The sequence below is a fragment of the Nostoc sp. WHI genome (assembly GCF_015714725.1).
GTDB lineage: Bacteria > Cyanobacteriota > Cyanobacteriia > Cyanobacteriales > Nostocaceae > Nostoc.
In genome coordinates this window covers 1-26,096 of the sequence record NZ_WBKM01000323.1, presented here as the reverse complement: position 1 = coordinate 26,096, position 26,096 = coordinate 1, and the positions used below count along the sequence as shown (strand labels likewise).

Genomic DNA, 26,096 nt, shown 5'->3' with positions numbered 1-26,096 from the left:
TCTTTACTTTTATAGTGTATCGAAATGATTGATGCAATATCTTCACAGTGCTTAGGCGTAGTCCGCACTTCTCTACGAGACGCTGCACTTCGGCAAGGCTCAGTGACCACGCCAACGACAAAGCTAACTCGGCTACGCTCGGCACAAGTCAGTGACCATCGTACACATCGCGGCTTACATAAAGATTTACAAATTACACTTGACAATACAAGTACTCTCAGAATTAAGGGAGGTTATTAGCCTCCCTTTGATGATAGTTGAGTGTATTTACTTATATTTATGAATTAGATGATTTCTCTTGTTTGGCTTTTTTGATTAATTCCACGTAGACATTAATCTCACTAATTTCTAAATCATGCTCAACTCTGGTTACTTTCCATTTCTCCTTTTTTAGGTAAACTTCCTCTCCTATTCTGGGAACAAATTGGAGATCATAGAACTTTTTTAGAAAATCTTTTTGATTTTCTTCCCATAATATTACTTTGACTACTTCTTTACTCATTGGTAATCCCTTTGTTGTTCCTAAATGAAAGTCAGTAGTTTGATGACATACATAAGGCAAGTCTATCTTACTAATTCAATGGAATAACGTAGTTGAAACCACATTCTTCACATTGATCGCAAGACTGCGAATAGGAGATTGGACACCATAGCTCAAACTGACAATGTTTCATTCAAACAGCACTGGTAGAGCGGTTAGAACCTCACCAAACAACGCTGGTAAATTACTAAAACCCGCTTTGCATTCCTGATGGTAGTCATCTTGGATAAAAACCAAGGCAATGAGGGGGCCTGCATCTAGGCTGTTGACTTTGGCTATTTTTTGGGGAATTATCGAAAAACTATTTGTGCTGGTTTTTGCTTGTGTGAAAGCGCCCGCTACAGCCATCTTTATGCCAAAATAAAAAACACAATTTCTGCATGAAGTCTTGTGGGCTAAAGGGTACAGAGTCAACACCCTAGCCTGCATCCAAAAGGAGACGCTTCATTCTTGTATCAAATAATCTTCATTAACTGAAGCGTCCGTAGGAGCATTTTCTACGATTCCTGCCAGCGATAGTAACCTTGAACCATTTTTGGGGCGCAACTTTTCTGCCAGGGCTGCCTGTACAACACTTGATGGGTTTTGCTCTGGGTGATCTTTTAAGTATTGGTCAAGTTGTGCCCACAACTCATCAGGAATATAAAGTGTCCGTTTCATTTTATGAGCTTTTGGAGGTACAACACTAGTTGTACTCTCATTGTAGTTGCTGGAGTTCCTGCTTAATGTTGTGATAAATTTTTGTTCAAGCTTTTTCACTTTTATAGTGCGATCGTCATAGGCAAGACTGCGAATAAGGCATTGGGCATTAAGGATTTGACGCGTCAGTTTTGAGAATTCTAACAAGTCAAAAGTAAGAAACGCTTGTGGTATCAAAGCTGAAAAAGCCATACCACAAGCGTTTATTGAGTAAATATCATGTACTTGTGCTACTCAGTATTGCCTTCAGGTGGTTCTTTAGGCTTTTAATAGATTCTGTCGATTCCTTGGTTTCCAACTATCAAGAATTTCTCGAATAGACACTAATTCGTTAAGATATTCACTCACTTTGATTCTTTGACTTTCGAGAGTATCAATAACCTCAGAAGCTTCTACTTCCCTTGTTGCCCGTTGCTTAAGTAAAGAATCAAATTCATCTTGAAACCTATTGATATAGTCATTGATTTGCTTTTCGCCTTTACGAAAATCATCTGATACTTGTTGTTCAATAACACGCTGAAGCAATTTTAGATTTCTCTCTACTTGTGAGTCAATTTTTTGCTGAATTCCTTGAGAAATAAGTCGTAAATCAATTTCATAGTAAGATAGTGTTTCCTGATACGAACCATCTACTTCATAGACTTTATCTGATTTACAGCAGAGGCTATTCGTCCTTGATTCTTTCTTAGTTCTAGTAAATACTTCTTGCTGATGTTGAATTTTAGCATCAATCCCAGAAAATTCAAAGTCATAAAATTGAATTGGATTATTACTTATTTCTACTTGCAAATCATTTTTAATAGACTCAGATAGTTCATCAGAAATAGCCTGTATTTCTCGTTTAGTTTTTTGAACTAAATCTTCACGAATTATTGTTGCCTCTCTAACTAATCTGTCCTGAGTATCTAACCAAAAACTTTGTATTACAGGAGTGCAGTACTCATTAATGGTTTTACCGATTTTCTCAGCATCGTTTTTGTTTTTGACCTTGATTTTATAGGGATCAGAACTGGAAGAGTCTTCAAGTAAAGAACTGAATTTATCCCACATATATGTGAAAAGATTTTGATTATTTTTGTTTTTTGAAACCTTTTTAGATTGATTTTCAGCCACTTTATCAATTTCTGATGCTATGCGTTTATTGGCAGTTTCGGCAAATTCATTAATCCCTTGGCTGAACGTACTAATTAATAGTTTCTTTTGTGCTTCTAGAGACTTTTTTACGGTAGTTACCTGATTTTTCGCTGAATCAGAATGTTTTTTGTACTCTTCTACTTTTTGTAGCAGTTCCTCAAATTCTAACTGCCAGCCTCGGATATCTGTAATAAATGTCTCATCAATAGCTTTGGCTGCTTTGTTCAATTCATCTAAAACATCACTCAATAAATTCCATCCTGAATTTTGAGTAATAGTTTGAATTACTGTCTCTTGAATTTTCGGAATACCACTATCATTTAAAGCTTGTGGTGCAATTTCTTCTGGTAAGGGAATGATACGCCTTCCTCTTTCATCTCTTTGGGCATATCTAGCACTAAAAAAATCTTCAAAGTCTTTAATATGACTATCAGTTGCCTTACCTTGTTGAATAAGTTTGGATAACAATCCTTGCAATCCACTAACTGAATAAATTATTGGTTCTGGTATACCAAATTCAACTAAATTTATTCTTAAAGAGTCTATAACATCTGCAATAGGTCTATCTCTGTCTGCTTTTCTATCTACTTTATTAAGAACAAAGTAAAGCTTACCTGTATTCTCTGCTAAAAATTCCTTACGCTGCTCAATTAAGTCTTTAAGCAATTCTGAGTTTATGTTGTCTCTAAATGCTGTGTAATCCAGAATGAATAATATGGTGTCACAGGTTCGGAGAGCTTCTAAGGCAGTCTGCTTTAAAGAAGTTGTGTTAAACGAGACAGACTCCCACTCATTGGGGCCAGGAGTATCAACTAATGTGAAACCTGCCAGTGATGGCATTGTACTAATCGCTTCAATTGGATGCTCTAATTCAAAGCGTGTAGTATTGTCTTGATTATTTTTAGCTCGAATCTCATGGGTACGCTCTATAAATCTTTGTTGAATTTCTCTTGCTTCACCTTCTATTAAAACTATAGGTTCTCGTTTACCTGCTTGATATTCTAAAAGTCTGGGTGTTTGTTCAGCATCAATTGGACGGATATCTGTGCGACAAACTGTACAAGCTTCTGATTCACTTGCTAAGACATCTGCACCAATTATGGCATTCAAAAAGGTACTCTTACCTGCTTTCATTGCTGCAATCACAGCAACCTGATATTTTTGTTCTGCTAAGGCTTTTAAAGCTTTGGTAATATTATCTTCAACGCTCTGTAATCCTTGGGTACTATCTCCTTCTTTGAACCTTCCAGCCCGAAGTTCTTTTAAGTACTTTAAGAGTTGATCACCAGTATAACGAATTCTGTTATAGGTTTTTTGAAATTCTTGTTCAGACATATTTTCAGGTTCTAATTTCATTGTAATTCCCTTCTTATTTAATTCGTTTTCTCTTGGCAATGGTTTTCTCGTCGATTCTTCATTGTTTATATTTGATGGATTTGAAAAATCTTCTGACTCCCAAATCATTTTGCGTTGAACAGCATCAATAAGATTGCGTACATAATAGTCACTGGGGACAAAAATTAACTCTTCATTTATTTTGCAGAGAACATTATTTGTAAGTTCTACTGCGTTGACAAATTCCTTTAAAGCAGCTTCTGTTGGATCTCTATCAATATCCAACATCAGATAAATCAGACTATGGTGTAATCTAACTGCTAAACGCAAACAGTCTTTTTCTACTTCATCTAAAGCGTGCTGGTGAGTTAAATCACGAATCTGCTCTTTGCTTTTACCAGCTAGTTCATGGTATTTATGCTCCAAGTTTGTATATTTATCAGCTAGTTCATTTGCAACAGTCCTATGATGTTTTGCAGCTTGTCTATCACTTTCCCCAATAGCGTGAGTAGTAAAAGCACCAACAACTGCTCCAACAGCTAATCCCAGAGCGCCGAAGATAAAAGGAAGCATAAAAACTATGTAATCCTCTAAAATTTAATTCCTATTGTTCTGTGAGAATATGAGGCACTTGAGAACCAGCAAGCAATTTACTATCTGCTGATGTTAATCCTAGAGACTGAGCAATAGCGACTGATTCACGTAAACGTTGCATAGCCCCTTCTATCCCCGGTGCAATTGGGCGATTTGTAATTTCTTGATTAATTGCTTCTGCTTGGGCCAAAAACTCTAGATTTTTCTGGTGTTCATAAATCAGTTCGTTCTCAATTGCTTGTAATCTTTCTAATTCTTGTTGAGTTAAAGATTTATAATAGATTTTCACCGTTTGTTTATGATCATCGAGGATTTTGAAAAACTCGTAAACCATACCCGCAGTTCCAACAACAGCTAAAAGTGGTGCTGCTGCGGTTAAAGCGATCGCAATTGGTGGACAAGCAGCTGCTACTGTTGTGGTTACAAACGCTGTCACACCCCCAACTGTGCCGCCTTTTACAGTATCTTTCAATGTTTGTATAGCGGCTTCTTGTGCAGAAATTTCACCCCGAACTACCCGCAGCGCGTTTGTTAGTAACGAAAATGGTGCTGCTGTCGCTACACCAATGGCTGCTCCCAGGGGCGCGGCTTTAACACCTGCTTTGACTGCACCTGTTAAGTTGTCAAAATGCCATTTAGCATCTAGTCTTATTTGCTCCTGCGAAGTCATAGGTTTATCGCCACGGGCTAAATTATCTTTGGCGTTTTCCCACTTGATATTTTGAGGATCATTTGAGCCACCTTGACTATGTGGTTTGATGTGACTAGCGTGCTTATCTGATAGATATTTTTGGGTATTAACATCAGTAGATTTGCCATCAATCCCTGCTCTTTGAGATGGAGGGATTTTATCTAACATTTCTTGGGCTTGCACTCTAGTTCTTATCGGATCACCAGGTCGAATCCCACCTTTATATAATCTACGGGCTGCACTTAAGGATAAATCCTGTAATTGGGCGTGTTGAACGTTAATGTTGGCAGCTGCGTTAAAAGCGGAATTATGCTCTTGTTCGTTAGACATGGATGAACAAATATTGTTGTGATGTATAAAATTTCTTTGCTTCATACCAAAGCATGGTATGAGCTTCTTTTATAGTTCCCATTTTGGCATCAGATGCGATCGCCTCCAATGAAGTCATGAGCATCTTAATCTTTCATATTTTGGCGCGATCGCTCTGGAGACCATAAGAGGGCAATTGAAGATTTAAATCAACCTCTCTCACCAGTTATTTCACGAAAATCTGACAACAGACATTAAATGTCGATTCTATGTGCTTGACTGTGTGGCGATTTGGACAGCTTCTATATCAACATTGAGGTGTTGAGCAATCTGTTCCACACTCATCCCTGTTTTTAGCAACAGAGGCACGGTAAGTTTCAGCATTTCAGCTTCCCGTTCTTCTCGACCTTCTTCTCGACCCTCTTCTCGACCTTCTTCTCGACCCTCGGCTTTCGCTTCCTGATAAACCCTTGTTTGCTCCAAAGTTAGTCCTAGCATAGCTTCAACTTCCTCATTCTATGTGCCTGACTGTGCGGCAAGCTGGACAGCTTCTATATCAACATTAAGATGTTGAGCAATCTGTTCCACACTCATCCCTGTTTTTAGCAACAGAGGCACGGTAAGTTTCAGCATTTCAGCTTCCCGTTCTTCTCGACCTTCTTCTCGACCTTCTTCTCGACCCTCTTCTCGACCTTCTTCTCGACCTTCTTCTCGCCCCTCGGCTTTCGCTTCCTGATAAACCCTTGTTTGCTCCAAAGTTAGTCCTAGCATAGTTTCAACTTCCTCTCTACTCAAGGTCGAAAACTTATAAACGGCAATTGTGGTTATGATGTCTAGTATTTCGTTTTTCGGCAGTGTGTCCGTTGACTCTAATTTTACCCGCTCAATCAATTGCTTTGCTTGCTCCGCCATCACTTCATCCGATGCTAAAGTCAACTGCATCAAGTTAATGCCTATTGGTTGCTGATTAGTCGCGCCTAACTCATCTAAATAGATTCGCTGTACTTGGTCGCTGTTGAGAAATATTCGATGAGTTCTTTGATCGCTTGGTTCCAAAGAGCGTGATGAAAAAATTACCACACAGAACCAGTCATCGTACTTAGAACGATTCCGGTTCAAGTACATCAGCGACTCGGTAAAAAACCGATGGTAGAGGGCTTCATCTCTTTGGAATTGAACTTCAGCAAAAAAGATCACCCTGGATGTTGCATCCTCTGGAGGTAAAAACACACCATCAAGGCGAAAAGCGGTTTCTTTGACTTCAACTGATTCAAATCGATAGTTTTGCCCTTGAAGAGGAGGATGATCAACCAGTTCAAAGAGTAACCCAGGAAAGCGCTTAAAAATTTGATAGTAAATTGAATCTCGTTTCACTACTTCATCCTAAAATTCTCTCGTTATGCTTAGGCGTAGCCCGTACTTCGACAAGCTCAGTGACCATCGTAGACATCGCGGATTACAAGCCCTAAAAATTAATCCTAACTTGGCTCAAGCCTACGCTAATGGAGGTGTTGACAGTGCTAACTGCAAAATAACTGTGATACCTTCTCTACGAGACGCTACGCGAACACAACTTCCACTTTTCATTCGCTGATTTCAAGCGGGTAGGGTTTATCTTTATTTAAAGACAGAGAAATTAAATCCTATAAACTATACGAAAAAGTAGCTATGGCAAGCGGTGAAGTATTTGATACCAAAACAAAATCCTTATCTGTGCCAAGGGTAAACCTGCTGACCATGTTCCGGCTGGGTTTATTTCAAATGGGGTTAAGCATGATGTCCATTTTGACTCTGGGGGTACTCAACAGAGTCATGATTCAAGAAATAGCAATTCCGGCGACGCTGGTATCAGTAGTTCTAGCACTGCCCTTATTTGTTGCTCCTTCCCGTATCTGGTTCGGACAGATTTCCGATGCCAAACCGTTATGGGGATACCACCGCACAGCTTATGTTTGGGTGGGAGCGGCAATATTTGCGATCGCAGCATTTTTAGCTGTACAAGTAATGTGGCAACTCAATAATGCTGCAAATAGTGCAGGTGGTTGGGCATGGACAACCCAAACAATCGGCTGGACAGCGCTTTTGTCCCTAATCTTCGCCATATACGGTCTAGGAATTTGTGCTAGCGGCACTGCTTTTGCTGCTTTATTGGTGGATATATCTGAAGAAGATAACCGTTCCAAAGTGGTAGGTGTGGTTTGGTCAATGCTAATGGTGGGAATTATTGTCGGGGCGATTATCAGTGCCAGTTTGCTGAAGCAATTAACGCCAGATGCAACAGTAGAAACCTTACAGGCGGCGGTCAATAGGCTGTTTCTCGTCGTCCCAACAATTGTATTTGGGCTAGCGATCGCAGCAACGTTTGGCGTAGAAAAAAAATACTCTCAATACTTAAGCCGTTCCACAGTGGTAAGCCGGGAAGACAGCATTACTCTGGGCAATGCTTGGAAAATCTTGACAGCTAGCCCACAAACAGGTTTGTTTTTCACCTTTTTAGTGGTGATGACTGTCAGCTTGTTTATGCAAGACCCGATTTTGGAACCTTATGCGGGTCAAGTGTTTAAAATGCCCTTAGCAGAAAGTACCAAATTAAATGTTTTTTACGGAATTGGTATACTAATTGCCTACGGCGTTACTGGCTTTTTCATAGTGCCGCGTTTGGGTAAGCGGAGAACTGCCCGTCTAGGCTGTATGTTGGTAGCATTCTGTGCAATATTGCTAGGTATATCAGGATTCACAGCTAATGCAGCTGTTCTCAAACTAGCTTTGGTTTTGTTTGGTTTAGCCACAGGTTTCTTAACTACGGCAGCAATTAGCTTGATGTTAGACCTCACAATTGCCGAAAGTGCAGGTACGTTTATTGGTGCATGGGGATTAGCGCAGTCCATTTCTAGAGGACTGGCGGTGGTAATCGGAGGTACAGTTTTGGATATTGGACGCAAGCTACTACCTAGCCTAGAGTTAGCTTATGGACTGGTATTTGCTCTAGAAGCCGTGGGAATGGTGGTGTCGATTTGGTTTCTGAATCGGGTGAATGTAGCGGAATTTCAAACAAGTACAAAGCTTGCGATCGCTTCTGTTTTAGAAAGCGATTTAGATTAAACTGTATAGGGCATGGGGCATGGGACAAATGACTAATGACTAATGACTAATGAATGATTTTTGGACAACAATTCTTGATTTTGCCCAAACTACCACTACTAGAGTGGGAAAGCAGCTAATGCAAGATTTTGGGCAAGTACAGGCTTCACAAAAAGCTGATGGTAGTTTGGTGACGCAAGCCGATAAATGGGCAGATCAGGAAATTCGGGATGCGATCGCTTCTAATTTCTCTGGTTACGGCATTTTGACCGAAGAGAGCGATCAGTCTTTTCCGGGTACTGAATGGTGCTGGGTAATTGACCCTCTGGACGGTACAACCAACTTCACACGCGGCATTCCCATCTGGACAATATCTCTGGGTTTACTGTATCAAGGCACACCCGTGTTTGGCTATGTTTACGCACCACCATTGAATCAAGCTTTTCATGGTTCCTGGGCAGGTTCATCTGGTTTAACAGTTCCAACAGGCGCATTTCTGAATCATCACCCAATCCACACCAGTGTTGATAGTCCCAGCAATAATCACTTTTTTAACGTCTGTTCCCGCAGCACCGCAATTATCCAAAAAGGCTTTCCCTGTAAAATTCGGATGCTGGGTGTGGCTAGCTATAACTTTTTGATGGTTGCGACTGGGGCGACACTAGGGGGTATTGAGGCGACACCAAAAGTTTGGGACTTGGCGGGGGCTTGGGTAATTGTCCAAGCGGCTGGCGGTGTTTGGCGATCGCTCAAGTCAGAACCGTTTCCGTTATCATCAGGAGAAGATTATAGCGATCGCTCTTTTCCCACCCTTGTTGTCAGTCGTCCCGAATTAGTTTCGGTATTTCAACCTTTTCTCGAAGGCATAAAAATTTAATTTGCCGCTCATCTGCCTGAAAACGTTATTTTGTCACCAGCCTAATAGACAACGACATACCTATATCAATACTTAGCAAAACCCAGTCAAACAAAGAATTTAGTGTAAATCAAGCTGGTAATAATCCTGATTTAAGTGCAAGACCAGTATACTTATTAATTCAAGTAGTGTTGTAGCTTACATCACACTGGTTAATTTAGTATAAACAATTTTATGTTGTCTAATCTAGATTTAATTCGAGAGTTTGTGCAAAACTCTACCCAGAAAAAAGACATTTTTTTGTCAAATCCTGCTTTGACAGCCCACACAGTATATAAAACTAATCAACTGATAGCAAAATCTGAAGGGGTGATTGCGATCGCCCCAATATCTGACACACTATCTAAATTCTCGATTTCTCCAAAATCATCCCAGTGGGAATTTATAAATCAGGTATTAGCAGAATCTAGTTATATCCTCAAAGGAGAAGTAGATAGTCGAGGTTTCTATGAGTATCAATACTGCGAAATTCCCAAAGGCTATCAAATGCACTGTACTAAATCTGTGCTTCTATGGCGAGCTTGGTGGAAATATCGCAAGTATACTTCAAAACTAGGGATTCCGTTGGAACTTCTGATTAGAAGACGAGATTCATGGTATCCAATCCGAGATTTAATTATTAGCGACGGACTTCTTTATATCAAAACATTAGGAAGTGAGATAGCACTTGACTCAGGTGATCTGGTTACTTGGTTAAGCAAAATTGACGGATAAAAGTGAGTAATTGTTGAAAAATGCCGAGATTTTTTTCTAGTCTTTGAGACTATGACTGTAACTGGTTTTTAATAAACTGTTTCATCTTCTTTACGCCATGCTGGATCAACAATACAAATAAATACCAGAGGTTCGATGCCAGAGTTAGAAATAAATTGCCGTGTATTAGGAGGAATATACACAGTGTCTCCCGGTTGAACTATCTGGGTTTCATCATCAATGTGCATTTCTCCCGTGCCACTGAGAATATAATAGACTTCTGAGGTAGAGAGCGAGTGGGGTTGAGAGGTTTTTCCTACTGGCAGTGTTGCATGAGCCAAACTATAGCGCAATGCTAGAGATTGCTTATCTGGATGTAGCATTTCTCGCAGAATGGTATTATCTCCTGCGATAAATTCTGGACAGTCTTGAAGTTTTTGAACTAGCATCAATCAATTTTTGGTTTGAGGTTTTGAATTAGTCAAGGGTCAAGAGTAATTAATTATTCTCCCTCTGCTTCCCCTGCTTAGTACAAATAAGGATTCGTCTTCGGTTGATAGTCAGAACAATTGATCGCTTCTTCTGTATTGGCAATAGATGGGCGTACAGTACATTTAAGACGGTAATTGTCGGTAAAATATTGGCAACCAGTACAGGGGATTTGATGCATTAGCTTGGCTGTAGTTACACTATCTCGCGCCGCCGCCCAGAGACTCAAAACAACGAGAATAATGACAGTCCAGGCAACGACAAAGCAAATCGGGATTAACAAAGGTTGAAACCCATGAATGAGAAAAGATATCAGTTTAAACACGGTATGTCCTGATACAAATTAGGAATTAGAAGTATATTAACTCCTAACTCCTAACTTCTCACTATAAAAGTATAAGTTAAACGCCAGCATGACCCAGCGCTAAACCAGTGACGAGCATTCCTAGAACAAGGAATGGTTGGGCGCTGGCTTGGTACTTAACATCATTCTTCACGGGGTCGCGCAGGAAATACATATCCTGTAAAGTGATTTGCGGGATGATTAAGAGTAATAGTATTGCTGCGTACAAATTCTCGTGGATGCTGACGAGATAAGCTCCAATCAATCCTTGAAATACATCAATTGTTACTACACAAATCCATGCCGCAGTGGTGATGCCAAACATTACGGGTAGTGACTTTAATCCTAGCTGGCGATCGCCTTCTACACTCTTGAAGTCATTGACAATGGCAATGCCTAATCCAGCCAAGCTGTAGAACATTGTCAAAATCACAATTGTGGAATTGAGTTCGCCAAACAAAGCGTGTCCTGTAGACCAAGGTAGGGTGATATAGCTTGCACCCAAGGCGTAGCTACCTAACCAGCCGTTTTGCTTGAGTTTCAGAGGAGGTGCAGAATAAATGTAGGCGATGAAAGAACCGATGATTGCGATCGCTGTAATTGTGGGGAATTCATGAGCAACCCACACATCCAGTACAAATGCCAAAGCAATGCCAGCAATCAGTAATACCCAAATCTGAATAATTACTTGGGGTAGAGAAATTGCCCCAGAAGGAATCGGGCGATATGGTTCATTGATGGCATCGATTTCGCGATCGTAGTAATCATTGAGGATTTGGGTGTAACCTGTCATCAATGGCCCAGCGAGTAACATACAGGTTGCTACCTTCAACACATTTTCTAGTGTCCAGGTATAGTTACCGGAAGAAGCCGCACCACAGACTACGCCCCAAATAAGAGGAATCCAGGTGATAGGCTTCATCAGCTGCAAACGAATCTTCCAAATTGAAGTTTCCCCTGACGCTGCACCTTTCATCCCTAGCAACTGCCTAGTTTTCGCACTGCGATCGGCAGATGCGATCGCTTGTTCGCTAGGATTAATGGCTACTGAGTCTATTGCCTCACCTGAGTTGGAATTTGGAGTAATAGGACTTGATTCGGACATAATTTTTACTGATTAATAGGGTATTGGCATGGGGCATAGGGCATGGGGCATTGGGCACTTGTACTGAGCGGAGCCGTTGGCGCAGCCTCTGTCTGCGACACGCTGCGCCAACGTAGAGAAGTCTTGGTGATTAAAGTTTCTTCCTTATTTCGTATTTCCTAGTCCCCACTCCCCATTCCCTATTCCCCACTCCCATTCCCATAACTTAAAACGAAATTATCAAATAATTATTCTGAAACTTTGCTCCAGCAACGGGTCTGCCACTCAAAGCAGGAGGTAGGGATATATTCCGTCGCTGGTCTCCTGCTTCCACTGTGACTTCTGGCCCATACTGGGTAAGTTTGACTTGCTTTTTGTCAAATCCTGGCAAGAATAAGCGTACTTGACGATTGTGGATGTCTATTTCAATTGGTTTGGGAGCCTGTAACGCTTGTGCTTCAAAGTTGGGTAGGGCATCTATCAGTGGTTGCCAGTCACCTGTTGGCGAGTCGGGAACGACGCTCACAGGTAGGGGGATAAATTCTTCTGATAGGTCGTTTGTCTCAGAAGACACAAGCAGAACACCACCAACAGTTAAACCGATTTGTTGAGCACTTCCCCACAAATACCGTGCACTTGCCACTTCAATCGGGTCTGATGTGGTCACCAAGAAAGCAGCCAGATGTTTAGGGTCAGCAAGAGCAGTTCTTCCTTTTTCTAAGAAATTATTGACTTGGTTAGTGGGCCCGGCAAATTTATCTGCTGTCCAGTTGACATTGAAAAAGCTGCTAATCAGTGGTTGAATTAAGGGCGATTCAGTAATTGTCTTCCCCAAGTCTGAGTTGACAAACAATTGCCGAAATCGCCGGACATACCAACTGAGAGACTCTGGCAAACCCAACATTCGTAATGTTAAAGAGTCAGCCGTGCCATCGTAGACGATCGCATCATATTTGCCACTGGCATCGTATTCGCGGATAGCATTCAGGGCTAGGGCGCTGTCCATACCTGGTAATACTACCAGTTCTTGACCAAAAACGTCTTTAAATATAGGCGTGCGGAGATATTGCGCCTCAAATTTCTTCGCTTCCTCCCAGTTGCGTTCTAGGAGTACAGATGCTTGAAACTGGACTGCTTGCAAATTGGGAGCGATTTCATGAGGATCGGCAGCAATGGGAGTACCCAGCAGAATTGACAATGCTGGTTCTGGATGCCCTGCTAGGAGTACGCGCTTGCCTTGACTTGCCAATAATTTGGCGGCGGCGATCGCAATTTTGGTACGAGCGATGCCGCTTTTGCCCAAAAATGTCAATATTAGAGCCATTATTTGATTCCTATTTTCACCGCCAGTGTTTTCAACTTTAACTTAGCACTCAATGAAGAATCTCAAGAAAAACTTCGATTCTGAGTTCTTTCTACTACACAGGTTTGATTTCATCTTCAAAAAACCAAGTGGAAGTATTGTCGTCAAACAGCACTACTACACCGATACCGCCACCATCAGTGACTTTGTAGCCTTGGATGATACCCATTTGTCCTAGTTTTTTCACAACTGGGGGAGAAACGCGATCGCGCAAACGATAGACTTTAACCTTTTGTCCGATTTCCATACCTAATTACAATGCAATAAATCAAGTCTCAGTGTAGCCGAATCTGTGACTTAGCTTTCACAAATTCAAGGAGATGTCCGAACTCCTGACCTAACAGATTAAAATTAAATCAACAACCAAACAGATGTTTGTCACAGCGCAACAAGCATCTGAGACACAATTGCAGTTGGAATCAGAACAGATGCGATCGCAACCGTTGGCGGAACATTTGCGATCATTTAGGCGTTAATCCAGATAGCTTGAGTTAAGCAACAAAGGTAGTAGTCATGTATGAACCAATTCCACCCCGTCCACCTCAAGAAACCATGCCAACGATGTATGATTTACCTAGTGAATTAGTAGGGGAATCAGGTTTGCCAGACGAATTTCATTGTATTCAGGCTGATTTGCTCAGTGAAACTTGTCAACCTCCCAACTATTCATCTGAGGAGATTTTAGTTGCTAGTGACTTGAACCTTTACTACGATCCCCGCCATACCTTATGGTACAAGCGTCCTGATTGGTACATGGTTTTGGGAGTACCTAATGCTACTCAACAACAAGACCTCCGCTTAAGTTACGTTGTTTGGCAAGAGGGAATTGATCCATTTTTAATCGTGGAATTACTTTCCCCAGGTACAGAACAAGATGACTTGGGACAAAGATTAAGGGAGGTAAATCAACCCCCGACGAAGTGGGAAGTATACGAAAGGATTTTGCGTGTTCCCTACTACGTTGTTTATGACCGTTATGAAAATCATTTGCGTACTTTTCAACTCATGGGTACTCGCTACGAGGCAATATCTTTACCAGAAAACCGTTTCTGGCTGGAGGAGTTAAATTTAGGATTGGGTCTTTGGCAAGGTTCTTATCAGCAAACAACAGGTTTATGGTTACGTTGGTATAATTCAGTCGGTTGGGTGCCGACGCGAAAAGAACAAGCGGAACAAGAACATCAACGGGCAGAACAAGAACATCAACGGGCGGAACAAGAGCGCCAACGGGCAGAACAAGAACATCAACGGGCAGAACAAGAACATCAACGGGCAGAACAAGAACATCAACGGGCAGATCGATTGGCAGAGTATTTGCGATCGCTGGGCGTTGATCCAGATAATTTGAGATAAGTCAATATGTATGAACCAATTCCACCCCGTCCGCCCCAAGAAACCATGCCAACGATGTATGATTTACCTAGTGAATTAGTAGGGGAATCAGGTTTGCCAGACGAATTTCATTGTATTCAGGCTGATTTGCTCAGTGAAACTTGTCAACCTCCCAATTATTCATCTGAGGAAATTTTAGTTGCTAGTGACTTGAACCTTTACTACGATCCCCGCCATCCCTTATGGTACAAGCGTCCTGATTGGTACATGGTTTTGGGAGTACCTAGTGCTACTCAACAACAAGACCTCCGCTTAAGTTACGTTGTTTGGCAAGAGGGAATTGATCCATTTTTAATCGTGGAATTACTTTCCCCAGGTACAGAACAAGATGACTTGGGACAAAGATTAAGGGAAGTAAATCAACCCCCGACGAAGTGGCAAGTATACGAAGAGATTTTGCGTGTTCCCTACTACGTTGTTTACGACCGTTATGAAAATAATCTCCGCGCCTTTCGACTCACTGGCACTAGTTATGAGGCAATTTCCCTAACAGAAAACCGTTTCTGGCTGGACAAGTTGGAACTAGGATTGGGGCTATGGCAAGGTACTTATCAGCAAACAACAGGTTTATGGTTACGTTGGTATAATACCGCAGGTTGGATACTAACGTTGGCGGAACGGGCTGAAAAAGAACGTCAACGGGCTAATAGACTTGCAGAATATTTGCGATCGCAGGGAGTTGATCCAGATAATTTAAGTTAGGCAACTTAGCACTTAGATTCTCAAATTTTTATACACATTCAAAGTAAAATAAAGTTTTTATTGTTAAAGTAATGCGGTAAAGTATCCACCAATAGTATAAAATTTGCAAATAATTTATCGGTGATGTGTAGCGGTGTGTAAAGATGAAGCTTTCGGTTAAAAGTCATTCAACTTGGTTGCAAGTGTGGCGCTACTGGGAATTGCTACACGTCTTGGTAGCACGGAATCTTAAAGTGCGTTACCGGGGTTCATTCCTGGGGGTTTATTGGTCGCTGTTGAACCCGTTGATTATGACGGGGTTATATACTGCGATTTTTGGGGCAACGTTTGCGTCGTATTATAATAATTCAATTTCAAACTATGTATTAGCAGCGTTTACAGGGCTAGTGGTAATCAACTTTTTTTCAGCTTCTACCTCTCAGGCATTAAGTAGTGTAGTGGGTAATGGCTCACTTTTGAATAAAATTCGTCTGCCAGTCAGCATTTTTCCAGTATCAATGCTCGCAGCAAATGTATTTCAGTTTGCGATCGGGGTATTACCATTGCTGGCAATCATGACTTTTGTTAATTCCAAGAGTCTAGTCAATGTGCTAGCACTAATGTTTCCATCTGTAGCGCTAGTTTTAGTTTCTACAGGAGTTGGCTTTCTTGTAAGCGCTTTATACGTATTTTTTAGAGATTTACCTTATTTTTATGAGTTAGTTGTATTTGTGATTTGGCTCAGTAGTCCTATATTTTATCCAGCAGCTATTGTACCAAAGCAGGTAAAGCCATTCTTAAGCTTAAATCCGCTATCACCGATTATTGAAAGTTTGCGTCAAATTACATTATCAGGATATGCACCAGATTTAGGTTTAATTTGGGGCGCATTACTTAGTGGCGTAATTATTTTGACTCTCGGATGGACTTGTTTTCATCTGTGGCGACATCAGTTTATGGATTTACTGTAAATGGAAGTAATTCGCCTGGATAACGTTTCGCTGTGGAGAAGGACTCAAGAGGAGTTTTCTTATGACTTAAAGAAAACATTATTGTCTGTATTTGAGGGAAAATATCGCCAGCCTGCAAAGAAGTTAGTATTAGATAAAATTAATTTAGTGGTCGAAAAGGGGGAAAAAATAGGTATTATTGGGGCTAATGGTTCTGGTAAATCAACACTTTTAAAGATAATTTCTGGCATTCTTAAACCAACGACTGGTTCAGTAAGAGTGCGAGGTCAAATTGCACCCTTAATTGAGCTGGGAGCCGGATTTGACGCGGAAATCTCAGTTAGTGATAACATTCTGCTCTATGGTGTTCTGCTAGGGTTTTCTAGAGCGGAAATGAGAGAAAGAACGCGCTCAATTTTAGATTTTGCAGAGCTAGAGGATTATGCCTTCATCCCAGTAAAGGCTTTATCTTCAGGTATGGTAGCGCGTTTGGGATTTGCGATCGCTACCGATATACAACCAGATATTTTGATATTAGATGAAGTGTTATCAGTAGGAGATGAGAGTTTTAAGAATAAATGTAAGCAAAGAATTGATAGCTTTTGGCAGGGCGAAACAACAGTTTTAGTAGTGTCACATTCAATGGAATTTGTAAGGAAATCATGTAAGCAGGTAATTTGGCTAGACAAGGGAACAATAAAATTCTCTGGATATGCAAGTGAAGGCGTTGATTATTATCTTAACAGTGTAAATTAAGAGTAAATAAGCACAAGTTATCAAGTAGAGCGTTTATAATATTGAGGTTAATATTTGATGGAATTACAGGGAATCAATGTATTAGTAGATGGCTATAATTTGGAAATGGTGCAAGGGACAGGTATTAAAACTTATGGTGTGACTTTAGTTAAAGCTTTAACATCTTTGGGAGTAAATGTAGATTTATTATGCAGTCGTTCTAGTAATAGTATTCACTCATTTTTAAATGAAGCTGTGTTTTTTGATATACAAAATACTAATAGTAGATTAAAAACTAAAAGTATTTTTTTGGCAGTTAGTCAAATCTTTTATGAAGCAAAGGAAATTCCAGTCAGTGATTTTGTAATCAAACAAGATGGAGATTTTATTTTTGACTATTTAGCGAATTCAGGTAAGGTTTTTAATATTTATGACTGCTACAAAGTAGCAAATAGTTTATATAAATCGTTTCAAATTCAAACAAGAGTAAGAATACCCAAAAAAATAGATATATGGCATACAACTTATCCTATTCCTATTAAGATAAATAACGCAAAAAGAATTACAACAATTCACGATATAATACCATTGAAACTTCCTTATACTACTCTAGATAATAAGAAATTTTTTTTTAACATTATTAATAATGCTATTAAACATTCTGAAATAATTTTAACAGTTTCAGAAAATACCAAAGAAGATATCCTACATTGTTTTGATATTCAACCTGAGAAAATTCATGTAACATATCAACCAGTGATTGATAATTCTAATTTAGTTGAAGAAGATATAATACCCAAGTTTTTGAAAAAATATAAACTTAAGTTTAAAAAGTACATTCTTTTTGTGGGAGCAATAGAACCAAAGAAAAATATAGGAAGACTCATAGATGCATATAGTGGACTCGATACTGATATGCAATTAGTAATTGTTGGGAAAAAAGGATGGTTGTGGGAAGGTGAAATCGGTAAATTAGAAACAATTTTTGGCAAAGGGTTTACTAGAAAGATAAAACTACTTGAATATGTACAAAAAAAAGATTTAATATATTTATACAAAGGTGCTTTCTGTTTTGTTTTCCCATCTTTGTATGAAGGATTTGGTTTACCACCATTAGAGGCAATGTCTTTGGAATGTCCGGTAATCACATCTAATATTGCTTCTTTACCAGAGGTTTGTGGAGATGCTGCTCTTTATGTAGACCCTTATAATTCTAACGACATTAGACAGGCAATTGAAAGGTTAATCAATGATCCTCAAATGAAAGATCAACTCATAGAAGCAGGAAAGGAAAGAGTTAGATACTTTAGCATGGAAAATTATGCTAAGAAATTATATGATGCTTATAGTTTAGTTATTTAACCAGGAGTTATGCACCGTACAAATTAAAGTCTATATTTATTGACAAATAACGGTAGGTGAACAAGATAATCAATAAATTTAAGGAGCTAATTATGTCATTTCCAATCAATGATAAATACTGGGTAAACACAGCAGAATTTCTACAAAAAAATATTCAAAGCGAAAATAGAGTAGTAGCACCCGATGAATTTAAAGAAAAATTTATAGGCTTTATATCTTATGAGTCAATTATACAAAATTCATCTAATGATTTTCAATGGGTTATTATCCATAAGGGAATGATGGAAAATCTAGAATATGCTTTTCTAGACAAAGTAGTAAATGAATATAATCCAGTTTTTGCTAATGAAGTTTTTGTGATTTTTACTAAACACACTTCTATAGTTGCATTAAATCATGATTTTATTCACCTACAAAACTTTTGGGAAAAAATCAATTTATTGAACAATATTTATACTATCGTAAAAACCCGTTCACAAAATAAATCCGGAAAAAATGAAGTTTTTTTCAATATAAAAGACATCTCTTTATTGACACGTACAGAACTAGAATCAAATTGCCGTAAAATGTCTCAGACAGTTTATATGGGCAATGAAACTATATTATGTCGGGTTTTAACTAAATATATGTGCTTTGTTGAAGCTCAAGACATGAGTTTAACTCCTCACCTTTGTCTTAATGGGTACTGGGAATCTTGGATTACTCAAGCAATGATTCGATTACTTCAACCAGGTTATTATTGTCTGGATATTGGTGCAAATTGGGGTTATTACTCTCTAATTATGGCTGATATTGTGGGTGAATCAGGTCACGTATTATCTGTTGAACCAAATCCAAGATTAGCTAATCTGCTGAAGAAAAGCCTGAATATAAATGGTTTTAGTGGATATGCTAAGGTATCAGAAAAAGCTGTTGCCGATACAAATGGGAAAAAAGTCAATCTTGTAATTCCAAAAGGGGATTTTTGGGGAAGCTCAACAATATGTCAGACTTCTGTATTGCCAGGAGAACAGTCATTTGAAGTTGAGACAGTCACAATTGATGAATTAACTCAAGACTGGCCACGGGTTGACTTAATCAAAATAGATGCAGAAGGAGCAGAGGAAGCAATTTGGCTAGGGATGCAAGAGACAATACAAAAAAATAAAAACATCATCATAACTATGGAGTTTGCTTGTGACCGTGGTTATAACCCAAAATTATTTTTACAGGATATTCAGGCGCAAGGATTCCCACTGCGCTACATCGATAATGACTCACAAATAAAAAGCTTGAGTCTTGAGGAATGTGTTAGCAAGGAATCTGGCCAATATTGGGATTTGTTCTTACAACGAGAGAAATAACGGCATTTTTAAATTGAATTGAGCACTATATCTTGTTAAATTAACTACTAATAAACCTGTTTATTAGCAGTAACAATGCTGAATAACAGACCAAAATTAAACTTTAATGTAGAAAACTAAAAAGCGAGTCGAAAATTATGTTAAATAAAATACGGCAAATTGTAAAAGCTATATGGAATATATTAAGATTTTTGAAAAAGAATTACAGCGTTGCTTATAAAAGTCAGGAAGTTCTGAATATAGTGAGAACAACAAATAACCAACAGCCTAACCTTAATTTTTTGAATGAAAGACTACTTTTAACAGGAGATGCCGTAGTCTTTAACATTAAAACTTTAGGCTACGAATATGCTCGTAGTTTGCGCGAGCAGTTGACAATACCCAGTAATTTATCACCACAAAAAATCAACTTACAATCCAAGGCTTGTCAACAAATGGATATTGAGTCAGATTGGTTTTTCTACTGGTGTCAAGAGATGAAAATTCCTGTATTATACCATAGAAAATTGTGGGAATTTTGCTATATTTTACAAGCATTATATGAATACGATTTACTTACTCCTGGACGTAAAGGTTTAGGTTTTGGTTGTGGCGAAGAACCTCTGCCAAGCATTCTTGCTAATTATGATATTGCCATTACAGCTACAGATTTAGATCCAACAGCATCGGCAGCACAGGGTTGGATAGAAACTAAACAAAATATGTCTACTGTAGAAAAGATATTCCGTCCTGAGTTATGTACAAAAGAACTATTTATTAAAAATGTGAGTCTAAAGTATGTAGACATGAATGCTATTCCTACTTACTTAGAAGGTAAATATGATTTCTGCTGGTCTGCTTGTGCATTAGAACATCTAGGTAGCATTAAAAATGGACTTCTGTTTATCGAAAATTCTTTAAAGACTCTAGTTCCTGGAGGAATAAGTATACAGACAACAGAATTTAATTATTTAGAAGAAGAAGAAACTATTGATAACAACGGAACAGTACTTTTTAGAAAAAAAGATTTTGAACAAATTGCTAAAAAACTAACTGCTGCAGGACATCAAGTAGCACCCCTAAATTTCAATATTGGTTCTCGTGTGTTAGATAGATTTATTGATCTTCCTCCATACGACAGTAAAATACATGAATTAGGACAAGAAGCACATTTAAAATTATTAGTTGATCGTTTCGCTTCGACATCCTTTGGTATGATCATCAGAAAAGCTGTGTAAGAAGTTACGGTTTTTAAGTTCCGATAGTATTCTCTAATTTTTAATTATTTATTTATATAAAAATCATTACTTTACAAGTATTATAGGTAAAATGAAAAAATACTAAATGAATATAGTAAATAATATTTACTCTAATCAATTAATTATAAATTTATCCATTCTATTTTACCAAACAACAGGCATAAGCAACTATGCAAAAAATCTTTTTCCCTATTTAAAACATCTCCAACCTACCCTATTAACAGCAGAAAGATATCCTGAATTTAACTACTACTCAGTCCCAGATAATCTGACTCCTGCCCAAGGCAGAAAAGGACATTTTAACCGCCTATTATGGACGCAATTTCAATTACCAAAAATCTATAAACAACTCAAATCTAGCCTCTTATTCTCCCCCCTTCCAGAAGCACCCCTTTATAGCAACTGTCGCTTTGTTGTGATGTTTCACGACCTTATACCGCTACGTTTTCCCAAACGCTTTTCCCCCCTGACACCCTACCATCGCTACTACATTCCCCAAGTTCTCCAGCAAGCGCAACACGTTATTTGTAACTCCCAGGCTACGGCTAAAGATATCATCGACTTTTATCAAATTCCAGATAGCAAAATTACCCCTATCCCCTTGGCGCACGATCGCACTCACTTCCATCATCTCAACCTCTCCACAAGCAACTACTTTCTCTACATTGGACGACAAGATCCATACAAAAATATACAGCGACTGATCACTGCTTTTGCTGCCTTACCTAACTGCAAAGACTACGAACTATGGTTAGTAGGGCCAAGTGATTCGCGTTACACCCCAACTTTAAAAGCGCAAGTTGCAGAATTGGGTGTAGCTAATCAGGTAAAGTTTCTTGACTATGTACCCTATGGCGAATTACCAAAAATCATCAATGAAGCGATCGCTCTTGTTTTCCCCAGTCTATGGGAAGGCTTTGGTTTACCTGTTCTGGAAGCGATGGCTTGTGGTACTCCTGTCATTACTTCCAATCTCTCCTCCCTACCAGAGGTTGCTGGCGATGCGGCGATTCTGATCAATCCCTACAACACAGAAGAAATTACAGAGGCGATGCAGGTTATTGCAACTGATTTGGGGTTGCGATCGCGCCTTTCTAGCCAAGGTATTACTCACTCTCAACAATTTAGTTGGGAAAAAACAGGAAAAGCAACGGCCGAAGTTTTATCCCGTTATTTATAAAAGACAAACTAACACCAAAGGTGGATGCAATGATTTGGGATTTTGTCAAGATTTCAGATTATCTTGACTAATAACTTGTAATTAATCCGAAATCCTCATGAAAGCACTAATTCTCTCTGGCGGGAAAGGTACACGCCTACGTCCCCTCACCTATAGCGGCGCAAAACAACTTGTACCAGTTGCTAATAAACCTGTTTTATGGTACGGCATTGAAGAAATAGTCGCTGCTGGTATTACTGATATTGGCATTATCATCAGCCCGGAAACTGGGGCAGAAGTCCAAGGGAAAACCGGAAATGGAGAATCCTTTGGAGCAAACATCACCTACATCGTACAAGGACAGCCAGCCGGACTTGCTCACGCTGTCCAAATCGCCCGGACCTTTTTAGGAGATTCTCCCTTTGTCATGTACTTGGGCGATAACCTGATTCAACTAGGTGAGTTACGTTACTTTCTGCAACAATTTAGCCAACAACAGCCAGATGCTTTGATTCTCTTGCGTTCGGTTGCCAACCCTAGCGCCTTTGGTGTGGCTGAGGTAGATGAAACCGGACGGGTATTACAGTTAATTGAAAAACCCAAAGTTCCTCCTTCAAATCTGGCATTGGTGGGGGTTTATTTCTTTTCTCATGTCATTTATGATGCGATCGCAAATATCCAACCTTCTACCAGAGGCGAACTAGAAATCACTGATGCTATTCAATACCTAATTAATCAGAAAAAACAAGTTTTAGCTTACAATCTCCAAGGTTGGTGGCTAGATACTGGTAAAAAAGATGACTTATTAGAAGCTAATCGATTGATTCTCGATACCTATCTGACAGCATCAGTTGTCGGCGAAGTTGATCCCCAAAGTCAGATTATTGGGCGAGTTCAAATCGGTGCCAAATCTAAAGTAATTAACTGCACAATTCGGGGGCCAGTAATCATTGGTAGCAATTGTCATTTAGAAAACTGCTTTATTGGCCCTTATAGTAGCATTGCTAACAATGTCACCCTCATTGATACTGATTTAGAACACAGTGTTATTTTAGAAGGTGCTAAAATCGTCGGAATCCATCAGCGGATCATTGATAGTGTTATTGGGCAACGGGCACAATTGACTCTTGCACCCCGTCGCCCCAAAGCCTTGCGATTCTTAATTGGTGATGACTGTCAAATTGAACTAACGTGATTTATTTGTTAAAAATAGAAAAAGCCACGGTCGAAGTGTTAACCTACTACCTGTAAAATATAAGGATTAAATTACTCTCAAAATTTACACTGTGGCACATTACTCTAAATAATATTAATGAGTATTGTATATAGCAAAATTCCCGAAGTTTTACAAATCGAACCACAAGTATTTGCAGACGATCGCGGTTTCTTCTTTGAAGCCTACAACTACCAAAAATTTAGTATAGAAACTGGCATTGTTACAAACTTTGTCCAAGATAATCACTCTTGCTCAAAGCAAAACGTTCTGCGCGGATTGCATTACCAAATCCAACAACCCCAAGGAAAACTCATTCGTGCTGTTGTCGGTACTATCTTTGATGTAGCCGTAGATATTAGAAAAAGCTCTCCTACCTTTGGTAAATGTGTAGGTTTTGAACTCAGTGCTAAGAACAAGCGCCTACTGTGGATACCACCAGGCTTTGCTCACGGCTTTCTCGTACTTTCAGAAATAGCCGAAGTTTTGTATAAAACTACAGATTACTACGCACCCCAAAGCGATCGCACAATTCTATGGAACGATCCAGATTTGGCTATAGATTGGCCTCTGACTACGCCACCGATTTTATCAGCTAAAGACCAAGCTGGTAAACCTTTGAAAGCTGCTGAAATATTTGATTAAGCACTTTCAAATTGAAGTAAATTCGATAAATAATCAGTTATGAGTAAATCAATTCTACTGATTGGTAGCAACGGTCAAGTAGGTAAGGAACTGCAACAAATACTTCCATCCTACGGCGATATTATCTCAGTGGCACGCCCGACAGTAGACCTTACTCAGCCTGATACCCTCCGCAGCTTTATTAGATCCAAGCAACCGGAAATCATCATTAACGCGGCTGCTTACACTGCTGTAGACAAAGCCGAAAGCGAACCCGAACTTGCTACCGCGATTAATGCGATCGCACCTTTAATTATTGCCCAAGAAAGCCAAAAATTAGGAGCTTGTCTAATTCATCTTTCGACCGATTATGTTTTTGATGGCAATGGGTGTAGCCCTTACCAAGAAATCGATGCGACTAATCCCTTGAGTGTTTATGGTAAAACTAAACTCGCTGGAGAAAAAGCAATTCAGGAAACTTACGCCCATCACCTCATCCTCCGCACTGCTTGGGTTTATGGAGCCTTTGGCAAAAGTAATTTTGTCAAAACCATGCTGCGACTAGGTGCAGAACGTCAAGAAATCCGTGTTGTCGCCGATCAAATTGGTAGCCCCACTTGGGCGAAAGATATAGCCGCAGTCATAGCCCAGATGATTCCCCAGTTAACCCCAGAAATTAACGGCATCTATCACTACACTAATAGCGGCGTTGCTAGCTGGTATGACTTTGCGGTTGCCATTTTTGAAGAAGCCCAACAGTTAGGCTTTCCTTTGAAAGTTAAACGGATTGTCCCCATTACAACCGCCGAATATCCCACAGCAGCCCGTCGCCCTGCCTATTCCGTCCTTGCTTGTGGGAAAATTTCAGCAATTACAGCAACTTATCCTCCTCATTGGCGACAAGGACTTAGACAAATGCTCACAGATTTTAAAATTGGGCATTGAGCATTGGACATTGGTTATTCTTTCTTGTCTCCTTCATCCTCCAATACGCTTCGGTTAAGGTAAGAGACGCGATAAATCGCCGTCTCTACAATGACGGCTATTCATCGCGTCTTTCCGATCTAGGACTCATCCCCCTATTCCCCATTGGCTAGTTCCTTTGACTTTTTAAAACTCCCGTTTCGTGCTGTATGGGTAAGACATCTAAAATATCAGTTTGAGAACAATATTTTAAATCTTCCTTACAGTCAAGACGCAACAATCGTTTGCCGTGACTAGCTTGGTGAAGTAATCCCAATAAGTTATCTTGCCACTGAGAGTAAAGAGCGATCGCACTGATTACTTCATCATTGCCAGCTAAGTCTTCTGCTGATAACTGAGTTTGTTCTAAAATACTATAGGCGATCGCACCTGCACAAACTGTATCCTCTAAAGAATAACTGCCTTCCCAACCGGAACCGACAATCCACACCGTCTCTGGTTGCTTATCTAGGAGAAATTGCGCCACCGCCGCCCGGTTGATCAACGCTGCTGCGATTACATTTGGGGAGTCTTGCACTCGTTGTAAAGCACGAGTCCCATTTGTGGTACTGATAAACAAACGCCGCCCTTCTACCAATTCTCGTGTGCAGTCGAGGGGAGAGTTACCCAACTCAAAGCCAGCTACTTTAGCACCGCCGCGTTCTCCAGCTCGCAGCCGTTTTTCAGCAGGCCATTTTTCGCTAACTTCGATTAACTGATCTAAATCGCTGAAGACTTGTACAGCTTCGCCTCCAGCTGCCAAAACTGTTGCAATTGTGCTAGTGGCTCGCAAGACATCGACTGCGATCGCACATTCTGGTGGTTTATCCGTTGGAGTCAATTCCGGGGTGTGATATACAAATAGCTTCACGCGCTGGATACACTTGCTTTAGTATTACTGTCGCAAATAACATTCTACCTAGTTGGTGTCACCAACTATAATCACAATTTCTCCCAAAACATTTTTTAGCATCAAAATGTACGATGTATTTCATTCAATACATAAATACTGAAAAAGTCCATTTTTATGCTTTTAGACTTTCACACCTGCTGCACTATCTTGTAACCTAAAACAATAACACACCTTACTAAATGGGGAAAAAGTTACAGCTTCAAGGTTACAGCGCAAAGCTACGGATATTCAATCATTCCCCCACTCCCCAC

At 39.7% G+C, this 26,096-nt stretch carries 28 protein-coding genes and 1 pseudogene; 15 read left to right on the top strand and 14 right to left on the bottom strand.

Annotation, left to right across the window (positions count from 1 at the left end; genetic code table 11):
• Positions 1–24: 24 nt before the first annotated feature.
• Positions 25–240 (top strand): hypothetical protein, encoded by a 216-nt coding sequence (locus tag F8S12_RS32980; protein WP_196520487.1) that lies wholly within the window; start codon positions 25–27, stop codon positions 238–240.
• 37 nt (positions 241–277) lie between these two features.
• Here F8S12_RS32980 and F8S12_RS32975 read toward each other — a convergent pair whose 3' ends face one another.
• From F8S12_RS32975 to F8S12_RS32945, 8 genes and pseudogenes are all read right to left on the bottom strand, one after another.
• Positions 278–502, bottom strand: a complete 225-nt coding sequence (locus tag F8S12_RS32975) for a hypothetical protein (protein WP_196520486.1) — start codon at positions 500–502, stop codon at positions 278–280.
• Between the two features lie 168 nt (positions 503–670).
• On the bottom strand, positions 671–889 hold the full coding sequence (locus F8S12_RS32970; RefSeq protein WP_196520485.1) for a hypothetical protein: 219 nt from the start codon (positions 887–889) through the stop codon (positions 671–673).
• 96 nt (positions 890–985) lie between these two features.
• On the bottom strand, positions 986–1,432 hold the full coding sequence (locus tag F8S12_RS41245) for a hypothetical protein (protein ID WP_230968433.1): 447 nt from the start codon (positions 1,430–1,432) through the stop codon (positions 986–988).
• A 66-nt stretch (positions 1,433–1,498) separates the two neighbouring features.
• The gene (locus tag F8S12_RS32960; RefSeq protein WP_230968432.1) at positions 1,499–4,282 is read right to left on the bottom strand and encodes a dynamin family protein; all 2,784 of its coding nucleotides are present in this window, start codon (positions 4,280–4,282) and stop codon (positions 1,499–1,501) included.
• Positions 4,283–4,313: 31 nt separating this feature from the next.
• The gene (locus F8S12_RS32955; RefSeq protein ID WP_196520484.1) at positions 4,314–5,324 is read right to left on the bottom strand and encodes a hypothetical protein; all 1,011 of its coding nucleotides are present in this window, start codon (positions 5,322–5,324) and stop codon (positions 4,314–4,316) included.
• Complete coding sequence (locus tag F8S12_RS41840) at positions 5,317–5,448, bottom strand: hypothetical protein (RefSeq protein WP_269144866.1); 132 nt, start codon at positions 5,446–5,448, stop codon at positions 5,317–5,319. Before F8S12_RS41840 ends, F8S12_RS32955 begins: the two co-directional genes overlap by 8 nt.
• A 122-nt stretch (positions 5,449–5,570) precedes the next feature.
• A pseudogene (locus tag F8S12_RS32950) lies at positions 5,571–5,816 on the bottom strand (hypothetical protein); the annotation flags it as partial.
• Positions 5,817–5,819: 3 nt separating this feature from the next.
• Complete coding sequence (locus tag F8S12_RS32945; RefSeq protein WP_196520482.1) at positions 5,820–6,677, bottom strand: Rpn family recombination-promoting nuclease/putative transposase; 858 nt, start codon at positions 6,675–6,677, stop codon at positions 5,820–5,822.
• Positions 6,678–6,971: 294 nt separating this feature from the next.
• Here F8S12_RS32945 and F8S12_RS32940 point away from each other — a divergent pair, with 294 nt between their 5' ends.
• The 3 genes from F8S12_RS32940 (at position 6,972) to F8S12_RS32930 (ending at position 10,014) form a co-directional block, all read left to right on the top strand.
• On the top strand, positions 6,972–8,405 hold the full coding sequence (locus tag F8S12_RS32940) for a BCD family MFS transporter (protein WP_196520481.1): 1,434 nt from the start codon (positions 6,972–6,974) through the stop codon (positions 8,403–8,405).
• Between the two features lie 49 nt (positions 8,406–8,454).
• Positions 8,455–9,261 (top strand): inositol monophosphatase family protein, encoded by an 807-nt coding sequence (locus F8S12_RS32935; protein ID WP_196520480.1) that lies wholly within the window; start codon positions 8,455–8,457, stop codon positions 9,259–9,261.
• A 213-nt stretch (positions 9,262–9,474) separates the two neighbouring features.
• Positions 9,475–10,014: a hypothetical protein gene (locus F8S12_RS32930; protein ID WP_196520479.1), complete on the top strand. Its 540-nt coding sequence runs from the start codon at positions 9,475–9,477 to the stop codon at positions 10,012–10,014.
• Positions 10,015–10,082: 68 nt separating this feature from the next.
• Here the strand turns inward: F8S12_RS32930 and F8S12_RS32925 are convergent, their stop codons facing one another.
• From F8S12_RS32925 to petP, 5 genes are all read right to left on the bottom strand, one after another.
• Positions 10,083–10,442: a cupin domain-containing protein gene (locus tag F8S12_RS32925; protein WP_196520478.1), complete on the bottom strand. Its 360-nt coding sequence runs from the start codon at positions 10,440–10,442 to the stop codon at positions 10,083–10,085.
• A 77-nt stretch (positions 10,443–10,519) separates the two neighbouring features.
• Positions 10,520–10,807, bottom strand: a complete 288-nt coding sequence (locus F8S12_RS32920) for a hypothetical protein (RefSeq protein ID WP_196520477.1) — start codon at positions 10,805–10,807, stop codon at positions 10,520–10,522.
• Between the two features lie 76 nt (positions 10,808–10,883).
• On the bottom strand, positions 10,884–11,930 hold the full coding sequence (gene chlG, locus F8S12_RS32915) for a chlorophyll synthase ChlG (RefSeq protein ID WP_196520476.1): 1,047 nt from the start codon (positions 11,928–11,930) through the stop codon (positions 10,884–10,886).
• Positions 11,931–12,135: 205 nt separating this feature from the next.
• On the bottom strand, positions 12,136–13,233 hold the full coding sequence (locus F8S12_RS32910; protein ID WP_196520475.1) for a Get3/ArsA fold putative tail anchor-mediating ATPase NosAFP: 1,098 nt from the start codon (positions 13,231–13,233) through the stop codon (positions 12,136–12,138).
• 94 nt (positions 13,234–13,327) lie between these two features.
• Positions 13,328–13,519: a cytochrome b6f subunit PetP gene (gene petP, locus F8S12_RS32905; RefSeq protein ID WP_196520474.1), complete on the bottom strand. Its 192-nt coding sequence runs from the start codon at positions 13,517–13,519 to the stop codon at positions 13,328–13,330.
• 266 nt (positions 13,520–13,785) lie between these two features.
• On the opposite strand from petP, the gene F8S12_RS32900 reads away from it, so the two are divergent.
• The 11 genes from F8S12_RS32900 (at position 13,786) to rfbD (ending at position 24,914) form a co-directional block, all read left to right on the top strand.
• On the top strand, positions 13,786–14,625 hold the full coding sequence (locus F8S12_RS32900; RefSeq protein WP_196520473.1) for a Uma2 family endonuclease: 840 nt from the start codon (positions 13,786–13,788) through the stop codon (positions 14,623–14,625).
• A 6-nt stretch (positions 14,626–14,631) separates the two neighbouring features.
• Positions 14,632–15,366, top strand: coding sequence for a Uma2 family endonuclease (locus F8S12_RS32895; RefSeq protein WP_196520472.1), 735 nt, complete (start codon positions 14,632–14,634; stop codon positions 15,364–15,366).
• Positions 15,367–15,509: 143 nt separating this feature from the next.
• Positions 15,510–16,316 carry an ABC transporter permease gene (locus F8S12_RS32890; RefSeq protein WP_196520471.1) on the top strand — a complete coding sequence of 269 codons (807 nt, stop codon included), beginning with the start codon at positions 15,510–15,512 and terminating at the stop codon, positions 16,314–16,316.
• The gene (locus F8S12_RS32885) at positions 16,317–17,051 is read left to right on the top strand and encodes an ABC transporter ATP-binding protein (protein WP_196520470.1); all 735 of its coding nucleotides are present in this window, start codon (positions 16,317–16,319) and stop codon (positions 17,049–17,051) included. It abuts the gene before it with no gap.
• A 57-nt stretch (positions 17,052–17,108) separates the two neighbouring features.
• Entirely contained in the window at positions 17,109–18,392 is a 1,284-nt protein-coding gene (locus F8S12_RS32880) for a glycosyltransferase family 4 protein (RefSeq protein ID WP_196520469.1), read from the top strand.
• Positions 18,393–18,484: 92 nt separating this feature from the next.
• A complete protein-coding gene (locus F8S12_RS32875; protein WP_196520468.1) occupies positions 18,485–19,735 on the top strand; it encodes an FkbM family methyltransferase in 1,251 nt (416 codons plus the stop codon).
• 137 nt (positions 19,736–19,872) lie between these two features.
• Positions 19,873–20,952 carry a methyltransferase type 11 gene (locus tag F8S12_RS32870; RefSeq protein WP_196520467.1) on the top strand — a complete coding sequence of 360 codons (1,080 nt, stop codon included), beginning with the start codon at positions 19,873–19,875 and terminating at the stop codon, positions 20,950–20,952.
• Positions 20,953–21,058: 106 nt separating this feature from the next.
• The gene (locus F8S12_RS32865; protein ID WP_196520466.1) at positions 21,059–22,153 is read left to right on the top strand and encodes a glycosyltransferase family 4 protein; all 1,095 of its coding nucleotides are present in this window, start codon (positions 21,059–21,061) and stop codon (positions 22,151–22,153) included.
• A 97-nt stretch (positions 22,154–22,250) separates the two neighbouring features.
• Positions 22,251–23,327, top strand: a complete 1,077-nt coding sequence (locus F8S12_RS32860; RefSeq protein WP_196520465.1) for a glucose-1-phosphate thymidylyltransferase — start codon at positions 22,251–22,253, stop codon at positions 23,325–23,327.
• A gap of 117 nt (positions 23,328–23,444) precedes the next feature.
• On the top strand, positions 23,445–23,990 hold the full coding sequence (gene rfbC / locus F8S12_RS32855) for a dTDP-4-dehydrorhamnose 3,5-epimerase (protein WP_196520464.1): 546 nt from the start codon (positions 23,445–23,447) through the stop codon (positions 23,988–23,990).
• 39 nt (positions 23,991–24,029) lie between these two features.
• Positions 24,030–24,914, top strand: coding sequence for a dTDP-4-dehydrorhamnose reductase (gene rfbD / locus F8S12_RS32850; RefSeq protein WP_196520463.1), 885 nt, complete (start codon positions 24,030–24,032; stop codon positions 24,912–24,914).
• A gap of 148 nt (positions 24,915–25,062) precedes the next feature.
• Here rfbD and F8S12_RS32845 read toward each other — a convergent pair whose 3' ends face one another.
• The gene (locus tag F8S12_RS32845) at positions 25,063–25,803 is read right to left on the bottom strand and encodes a 2-phosphosulfolactate phosphatase family protein (RefSeq protein WP_196520462.1); all 741 of its coding nucleotides are present in this window, start codon (positions 25,801–25,803) and stop codon (positions 25,063–25,065) included.
• Positions 25,804–26,096: the final 293 nt, after the last annotated feature.